This window comes from Shimia sp. R9_3 (assembly GCF_017743755.1).
GTDB lineage: Bacteria > Pseudomonadota > Alphaproteobacteria > Rhodobacterales > Rhodobacteraceae > Shimia.
Genome location: NZ_JAGHRP010000011.1, coordinates 79,694 through 86,987 on the forward strand (window position 1 = coordinate 79,694; position 7,294 = coordinate 86,987).

The window sequence follows — 7,294 nt, forward strand, 5'->3', positions numbered from 1 at the left end:
CCCTAACACCTTGAAAGGGAAGGATAATTCAGGGGTTCGAACACCCTGATTCCGGCAGTACGCAACAGGCCTCAAAAAGGCCAATCTGAGCACTGTTTTTTGCCCTGCAATATTAGATTTTTTCCAAACATTCCAAGGGCTTGATAAGAATTTAAGAGCGAGTTCGAACGACTCCTCAAAGGTATGCTTCGGCTGGCAGCCTTGCTTTGCATCTTCCAAAGCTAGCATGCGCTCTTCTTCAAGCTTGGCGATCTTACGGTCAAAGGCTGCCATTACTGACGAGTTGGAGGCATCCACAACGCGCTCCACCAGCGTTTCGATTTGTTTCTCCAGGTTCTTCGCCTTGCGCTGAAGCTCCTTCGTGAGGCTCTGCGCTTCGACCTTGCGGGCTTCCCAAACGTCGTGGAACATCGCCTTGAAGACCTGGAACATGCCGTCTGACGGCTCCAGAGTTTTTAGCATCGCCTCGAAATTGCCTTCGAGATCATCTCGGCGGATGGACTTGCCCGCGAGGTCGCATCCTTTCTTCCGGCAGAGATAGTAGGGGTGTTTCACCCCGGTTTTGCTCTTGGACCAGTTGGCGGTTAGCGGCTTGCCGCAGCAATCGCACAGTACGAAGCCGCGTAGTGGAAAGTCTTCACTGATATCCTTGCGAGCGGGAGCCTTGGCTGTGCCCTTCAGACGGTCCTGAATCTTCTGATAGGTGCGCAAGTCGATCAGACCGTCATGCGCCCCTTCGCGCAGAGCTACACCCCAGCCTTCATGTTCGATGTATCCAGCGTAGAGAACGCGGGTCAGCATTTCATAGACACGCTGGTTGCGAATTTCTTTGCCATTCAGGTCTTTGGGGAAGCGCGGCTGGCTTTCCAAGAAGCGCTTCACTTCGACTTGTGTTTGGAAGCGTCCGCACGCGTAGCCTTCAAGCGCTGTCTGTAGGATCGAAGCAATGGGCTCATCGCGCACCAATACCCGGCCACGCCCGCCACGGGATTCGTAGCGATAGCCAATTGGTGCCTGAAAAGGCCAGTACCCGTTCTGTAGCCGCGCCCGCATGCGGTTGCGGGTTTGTTCGGCGTTCTTCTGTCTTTGGTGCTGCGAGACAGACGCCAGCAGGTTTTCTACCAGTACCGAGTCTGAATCATCCCCAAACTCAATCGAGGGACTTTCAAGCAGACCGCCAGCACCGCTGATCTCGGATCGAAGCTGGATATGTGCTTCGAGATTACGAGCGAGGCGGGTGATGTCATCAATGATGACCACATGCGGGTTTTTGCTGTGCTTACGCAAGAAGGACAGCATGGAGTCCATGCCAGGGCGCGCAGCAAACTTGCCCGACATATCGTCTTTGAAGACATGCACGACCTCATAGCCTTTGTAGGCTGCAAACTCACGGCAGCGCGTTTCTTGCGAGTTCAGTCCATCGCCGCGCGTCGTCTGCTTGTGGTCAGACACACGGGCATAGATCACCGCTTTACGCGCTTCGTGGGGGTTATGGGCTTTCAGTGTCTTCATGACTCCTCTTTCTCTTCACGAGCGGGGGCTACTCCGCGGTTACCGCATTAAATCTCTCTTTTAGGCTTGATGGCTTTGAATGTAGCACATCATGGCCCGTTTCGCCGCTCTGGCAGTCAGTTTCTTCGATTTGTCCACAGGCGATCTGCACCGGGGAGCGCCCCCAGCCATAATCAACCAGTTCTTCCACCAACTGATAAGTCAGGCGCAGCAATTCCATGATTTCTTCTTCGCTGGCATCTGTGACTTCGACCAGAGCACGGTACTTCGACAAATCCACAGAAGTGGTCTTGGTATCCAGGTCGACGGACAGGCCGAAATCAAAATCCAGAGTGTTGTTCTTCTCATTCATGGCGCACCTCCTTTGAGCGCCGCTGCGCGCAGTTCGCGCAGTTGCATGGTGTTCCGTCTCAATGCCCTAGGAGAGCCCGGCATCCGATTGGCCAAGGCGCGGTGCGGAGTGATCGCATTCCCACTCTCACCTTCGATTATACCACTATAGGTTGAGTTTTTGCAAATTTGTTGCCTATTTGTTCTGTCTTCAAACATAGGACTACCTCGTGTTTTAAGTTGATTAAAGGTTCAGGATTTTGGGCGATAGCCCTTCACATACGCCCACTCACCATGGGCATATTGGGGAAGATCGGCATGGCTTGAGGGTACGCTCTCGCGCTCAATTTTGAGGCGCTTACGCCACGGCCAGCCGGGCACGGACACAGTGCCCATATCCCGATCAAAATAAGGGTTCGGGCCGTAAAGCCCGGTATACTCGGAGCGCTCGAAGTATGGCCTCTTGTCCGCCAGATAGGGCGGGATGCCATAGCTTGAGGGCATCACAAGCGCCATATTGCTTGGAAGGCGCAGGATTTCATCTGGGCTCATCAGCGCCCGCGCTTGCTTGCGCTTGTGCTGTTGTTCGTAGTCCAGCGCCCGCAGCGCAGAGCCAGCGCGCAATGGATCGACCTTTCCAGCGAAGGTGTCAAAAATCAGCTCGCTGCGCGCGCGTTTGGCGCGTTCTTGGGTAAGATGGTCTTCCATCACCAATGTTTGGTTGCCGAGCTTCCGGCTCAGATGGTGCGCAGTTTCCAAATCCGCGATGCCGCCGCCAAGGTAGACTTCCAGATCAGCACTAGCCGAGAGCGTCATCGCCCCTGTTGGCCCCAAGTTCTTCGCAATCTGGCCGAGGTCTTGATAGACAACGACCGGGCTCAGACCGAAGCCGCGCCCAATCGAAAAGAAGTCCGCAATCTCAGGAAAGCGCCCAAGCTGGGCGGCTTCGTCGATGATCAGGTTGAGCGTTGGCGCTTGGGGACGTTGTTGTTTGATGATCCGCAGCGCCGAGAAGAACAGCCGAATGAGCGCCGCATTCTGCACGATTAGCTCAGGCGGCATGACGAAGAAGACAAAGACCGGACGACTTGAGTTCTCGCACAGGACTTCGAGGGAGAAGTCCGCTTCACCACTGCCAACAAAACTGCGCTGCAAAGTTGGGTCCGTCATGAAGGATAGGCCGTTGCCGATCTCGCCCATCACTGAGTGAAAGGTGCGCTCAGCATCCCTTGCCATGTCGAGCATTTCTTTGAAGGTGACGCCGACATCGGGTTCGCTCACGGCGGTCATCAGCGTGGCCATGTCATTCCAGGCTTGTTGATCCGAGCGGATAATCCCAATCAGTTTGAACAAGGAGGCTGGCGAGACTGATCCGTCCAGATGGACAAGTCCTCGCATCAAGCCATCGACCCAGTTCTGCGCTTTGAAACGGAAGAACTGATCATCGCCGCCTGCATTCGGGTTTTCAGGGAAGAGCGTGCGGGCCGCTTGGCGGCTATCGGCCACCAACCGAGTGGAATAGGGACCAAGATGTGAAAGCAAGGATATAGGGTGCCCGCTTACACCATGAACGGAGTAAGCGTTGATCTCGTAGACGGCTGCCTTGATATGCGCGAACCACGGCTCTAGCACTTGCCGCATTTCGCGCTTGGGATCGAAGATCGCGCAGCGCAGTGGCTCGTTCCCACGCCCGCGTGCATTTATCATGTGGGCAAGGACGCTCGTGAATTTGCCAGAGCCCGCGCCGCCAATCAGAAGCATGCCAGCGTTTTTTGAATGGGTGAGTTTGCGCTCGCCCGAAAAACCGAACGGCAGCCCGCTTTGATCGGAGAACGCGCGGCGTACTTCACGCTCGCTCGCAAAACGCGCCGAGCCAAAAGGATGGTCATGAGCGTGCATAAGATGCCGCCTTTCTTTCACTTTGATTTGTTGAGGGTGGACGGCTCCAATTGGACTTGGAGCCGTCCTGGCTTTTGGATTTAACCGCTACCAAGCAGTGCTATGACTGCGATTATCACGCCGACACCGAATACAAAGGCCAGGAATTCGCAGACCTTTTCCCAGAGCTTTTCCAAGAAGGTTGGCTCAACGGTTTGGTGATAGATGGAACCGATTTTTTTACGTTTGATGTGAGGCATTTTGGCCTCCTTTCGTATTTAAGGATTGAGCTTCAGAAGAAGCGATAAGCGAGATAGATGCCTGCTGCGGTGAGCGCGTAGACAATGCCCGCACGCGCAGCGAAGAAGGTCAGCGGCCAGATCAGGATCATCCAGGCAATCGAGATCAGCTCGACCAGCTCGGATGGGTAGCTCCGAATGGCCCAGTAAATCACGTATGGCTGTGTGAACTCATTGATCGGTGGGCTGAGAATGAGGGAAACCATCGCCGCAGCCGTGGCCGCAAAACCACCTTTTAGATCATCGCCTGGGCCGCCTCCGCCCGGTTGGCTTGGTGCGTTTGGATACATCGTAATAGTACCTTTCCTTTCAGGCCTGCCCGCCAGCAGGCCGAGTTTGAGGGACCGCTGAAGAGGCATTCTTCAGCGTGGATTGGTCTTCATTGTGCTGGTTGAGGCATGGCTGAGCCCGAGCAGCGCTTCCCGTCTGGCGTTGCTAACCAGCTTCGCCTTCCAGTCCTCTGCATCTAATCGCGCCTTCTCAGCATCGCAAAAAACACGGCCTAAGCTGAGGAAGTCCTATGTACGACTTGATTGAACACGGCGACTGCCCACATCGACGCTATGGCTCGAGCTTTTTACGAACCGCGCAACCGCTTCGTTGCAAACTCAAAAATGGACGAGCAGTACTTCAAAGTCTGGCTGGTCCTGTACTTGCGCGGGCTTTCGGTTCCGCAGGCCATCGAGAAGTTCAACGCATTTGCTCAAGGCGATCAGAAAGCGCCAAGTGCCAAGACCATCACCAATCTATTCATGCGCATGGGGCGCTACATGTTTCACACGAGCTTTGAGCCGTTTCTTTGGGAGGTAGAAGGCGACACCGCTCGTGAACACTTGGATGAAGGCGAGGAGGCTTATCAGGCCTACCTTGATGAAACTGCGCGTAAGATCATCGACGGTGCGCAAGAAGCGATGAGCCTTGACGAGTATCATGCGCTCGCAGATTCAGAAAACACCCGGAAGATAGGTGAACGCATCACACTTGAATTGCGCGCTCTCCAGGTGGCCAGACTGGGCGGAAGTGATCCGCGTGCCCACGTTGGCCTTGCCTATATGCGGGCCCTAACACCCGGAAGCCTCTCCAGAACACGCGTGGATGAAGACCACATAGAAAAGATGGCGAACTTCGTCCTTGAGAAGATGGTAGCCTTCCCAATGGATGAAGACGGTAACACCAATCAATATCTTACCTACAATCCAGAAAGCCGAAGCCTTGCTGGATATGGTGCGTTCGATAAGAAGTACTGGGCTACACATGGCATCTGGATCGATGACTGGAAGAAAAAACAAGACCAGAAGAAAACTCAGCCAAAGCTGGGCTACATCCGCACCTACCTTGGCGATGATAGCTACGAGGAACAGCGGCAAAAATTACAAGATTTCGGCTGCACTCAGATTTTCGAAGATATCAACCTCACGAGTGAATGCAGTGAATGGCCTGGTCTTAATGAGCTTGTAGCTGAATCCAGCGAGTACACTACTATCGTAGTGACGTCATTTACTCGCCTCGGGCCATTAGACGACACTTGGGGCAAGTTGATGAAGACTATCTGGAACACTGATTCAAAAATTCGTATTGCTGGAGACGGCTCTCCCGACGATTGTGAAGAATAATACTGAGCAAGTTAAGCCACTTACGCTTTTGATCAGGGCTTGTAAGCAAGCTCAAATTCTCGATGCTGCCCCGTAGTGATAAGGGTCAGTATGGAAAATCCAATGCAACGGATACTCAACACACACAGAAAATAATAAGATAAAACGAGCTTTGCCCTTCAAAGCAGGTCCGCCCTATGAGTATTTCTGCCGCCCGGTACGGCACAGAACTTCACTTTCGGCGATACTTGAAGAACTGGAAGCCGTCGTTCAGGGTCGGTTTGGAGAGCTACAGCAACGAGCATCTATCAGGCTGACCAGGGTTAGAACACTGAACCCTGCTTTTACCAAATCTGTCGTTTTTGGCTCGAGCCAAGAACGCCTGCACTGCGACAAAGTGAGATTTCGCTACGGTTGCGCCGATGGCTGCTTTCTGGGAAACTAAGCAAATTATTAGAGCTCGTTTCGACCTATTTAGGAAGCAATAGATTATGACAAACTGAATTGGGCATTAGGTTCGAAAACATACCCCAAAACTGGGAAATTTAGGCGTGAAAGTGCTATGAGAACTCCTTGGATAGGTGCCGTCGTTTGTTCGATAGGGTTTGCTAGCGCAACTTGGTTGTTCTTCGGTATTGAGTGGACGAACGAAGATGCGTCACGCGACAAAATGCTTCATGAACTTTTCAAGTTTTCAGTCACCACGGTCTTGGTTGGTGGAGCCGCATTGGTCTATGACGCGCTATCAAAACGAGCCGATGAACGACATGAGAAAGCCGAGAAGGAACGAGAAGACCGAAAGGCTGATCTAGAGAGGGAGCGTGAAACACGTGAAGCTCTTCAAGAACGCATAAGAGAGCGCGCCGCTGCACAACGGAGACAGCTGGAGCATTTTTTGCGAGAAGCAACAGATGCTTACAATGAGATAAAATACATCCGCCGTGAGCTACGCAATGCGCTCAGTTCTCAGGAGAATGGCACGTTTCACGTAGGTGTTGAACGCTATTGCCAACTTCTAAGGAGTTTGAACAGAGGCCAACTTAAGTTGGAACAATTTCGACGAATACTTATGAGTAAACCAGACTATCTCTCTTTCCTCGGGGAGCAAGCGGCTGACTGGCTCGCTGATGCGGAGGAGTATTTGAGGCATGTTACGCAAGAGTATGAATACCGTCGACTAGAGAACCTTGAAGATGGAACGTTGATTGTCGATCCAAAGTCGAAACTCTTCCAATACGTGGTGTCCAGGTCAAATGAGCACCACGATGGAAGCTCGATGACCATGCATTTTCGTCCCCTCGACAAATTCTTTCAGATGTTGGCTAGTCACATTGAACAAGCAGAGCGCCTGCCAACAAGTGAAGTTAAATAAACCCAAATAGAGTACTACTATCGTTGAAACTGCAGACAATAGTGCAAAGAGCAGCGTTGGTCGCGTTGGGCTCGCTGCTGACTTCGGAGGCAGCGCAGCATACCACCGCTAAGCTCGCCAAAGGGGATCAAAGACGGCCCAGAGCTGCCGTCTAACCATGAACTTTGATGCTGCAGTAGCAATCTGAAGTGGTCCCAGAAAACCGGACAGTTGGTTAAGGTGTATCCCGAACCTTTGAGGGGATACGAGAATGGCGAAGCGCCGGAAGTTTACAGACCAGTTTAAGGCCAAGGTCGCGTTGGAAGCGCTGC

General features: G+C 52.9%; 7 protein-coding genes and 2 pseudogenes. 3 read left to right on the forward strand and 6 right to left on the reverse strand.

The features are described from left to right. Positions 1–468 precede the first annotated feature (468 nt). Positions 469–801 (reverse strand): annotated as a pseudogene (locus J7412_RS21915) (zinc ribbon domain-containing protein); the annotation flags it as partial. Here J7412_RS21915 and J7412_RS21920 point away from each other — a divergent pair. Beyond that, the gene (locus tag J7412_RS21920; protein ID WP_247744027.1) at positions 727–936 is read left to right on the forward strand and encodes a hypothetical protein; all 210 of its coding nucleotides are present in this window, start codon (positions 727–729) and stop codon (positions 934–936) included. The pseudogene J7412_RS21915 and the gene J7412_RS21920 overlap by 75 nt on opposite strands. A gap of 102 nt (positions 937–1,038) precedes the next feature. Here the strand turns inward: J7412_RS21920 and J7412_RS21925 are convergent. From J7412_RS21925 to J7412_RS20005, 5 genes and pseudogenes are all read right to left on the reverse strand, one after another. Then, positions 1,039–1,512, reverse strand: a pseudogene (locus tag J7412_RS21925) (recombinase family protein); the annotation flags it as partial. Between the two features lie 28 nt (positions 1,513–1,540). Beyond that, complete coding sequence (locus J7412_RS19990) at positions 1,541–1,864, reverse strand: hypothetical protein (protein ID WP_209080984.1); 324 nt, start codon at positions 1,862–1,864, stop codon at positions 1,541–1,543. Between the two features lie 230 nt (positions 1,865–2,094). Next, entirely contained in the window at positions 2,095–3,741 is a 1,647-nt protein-coding gene (locus J7412_RS19995; RefSeq protein ID WP_209080986.1) for a type IV secretory system conjugative DNA transfer family protein, read from the reverse strand. A gap of 80 nt (positions 3,742–3,821) precedes the next feature. Further along, a complete protein-coding gene (locus J7412_RS20000; protein WP_209080988.1) occupies positions 3,822–3,980 on the reverse strand; it encodes a hypothetical protein in 159 nt (52 codons plus the stop codon). A gap of 32 nt (positions 3,981–4,012) precedes the next feature. Beyond that, a complete protein-coding gene (locus J7412_RS20005) occupies positions 4,013–4,309 on the reverse strand; it encodes a hypothetical protein (protein ID WP_209080990.1) in 297 nt (98 codons plus the stop codon). Positions 4,310–4,552: 243 nt separating this feature from the next. Between J7412_RS20005 and J7412_RS20010 the strand changes: the two genes are divergently transcribed. Both J7412_RS20010 and J7412_RS20015 read left to right on the forward strand, forming a co-directional pair. Next, positions 4,553–5,632 (forward strand): recombinase family protein, encoded by a 1,080-nt coding sequence (locus tag J7412_RS20010; RefSeq protein WP_209080992.1) that lies wholly within the window; start codon positions 4,553–4,555, stop codon positions 5,630–5,632. A gap of 541 nt (positions 5,633–6,173) precedes the next feature. Then, entirely contained in the window at positions 6,174–6,983 is an 810-nt protein-coding gene (locus J7412_RS20015; RefSeq protein ID WP_209080994.1) for a hypothetical protein, read from the forward strand. The last annotated feature ends 311 nt before the right edge of the window (positions 6,984–7,294 follow it).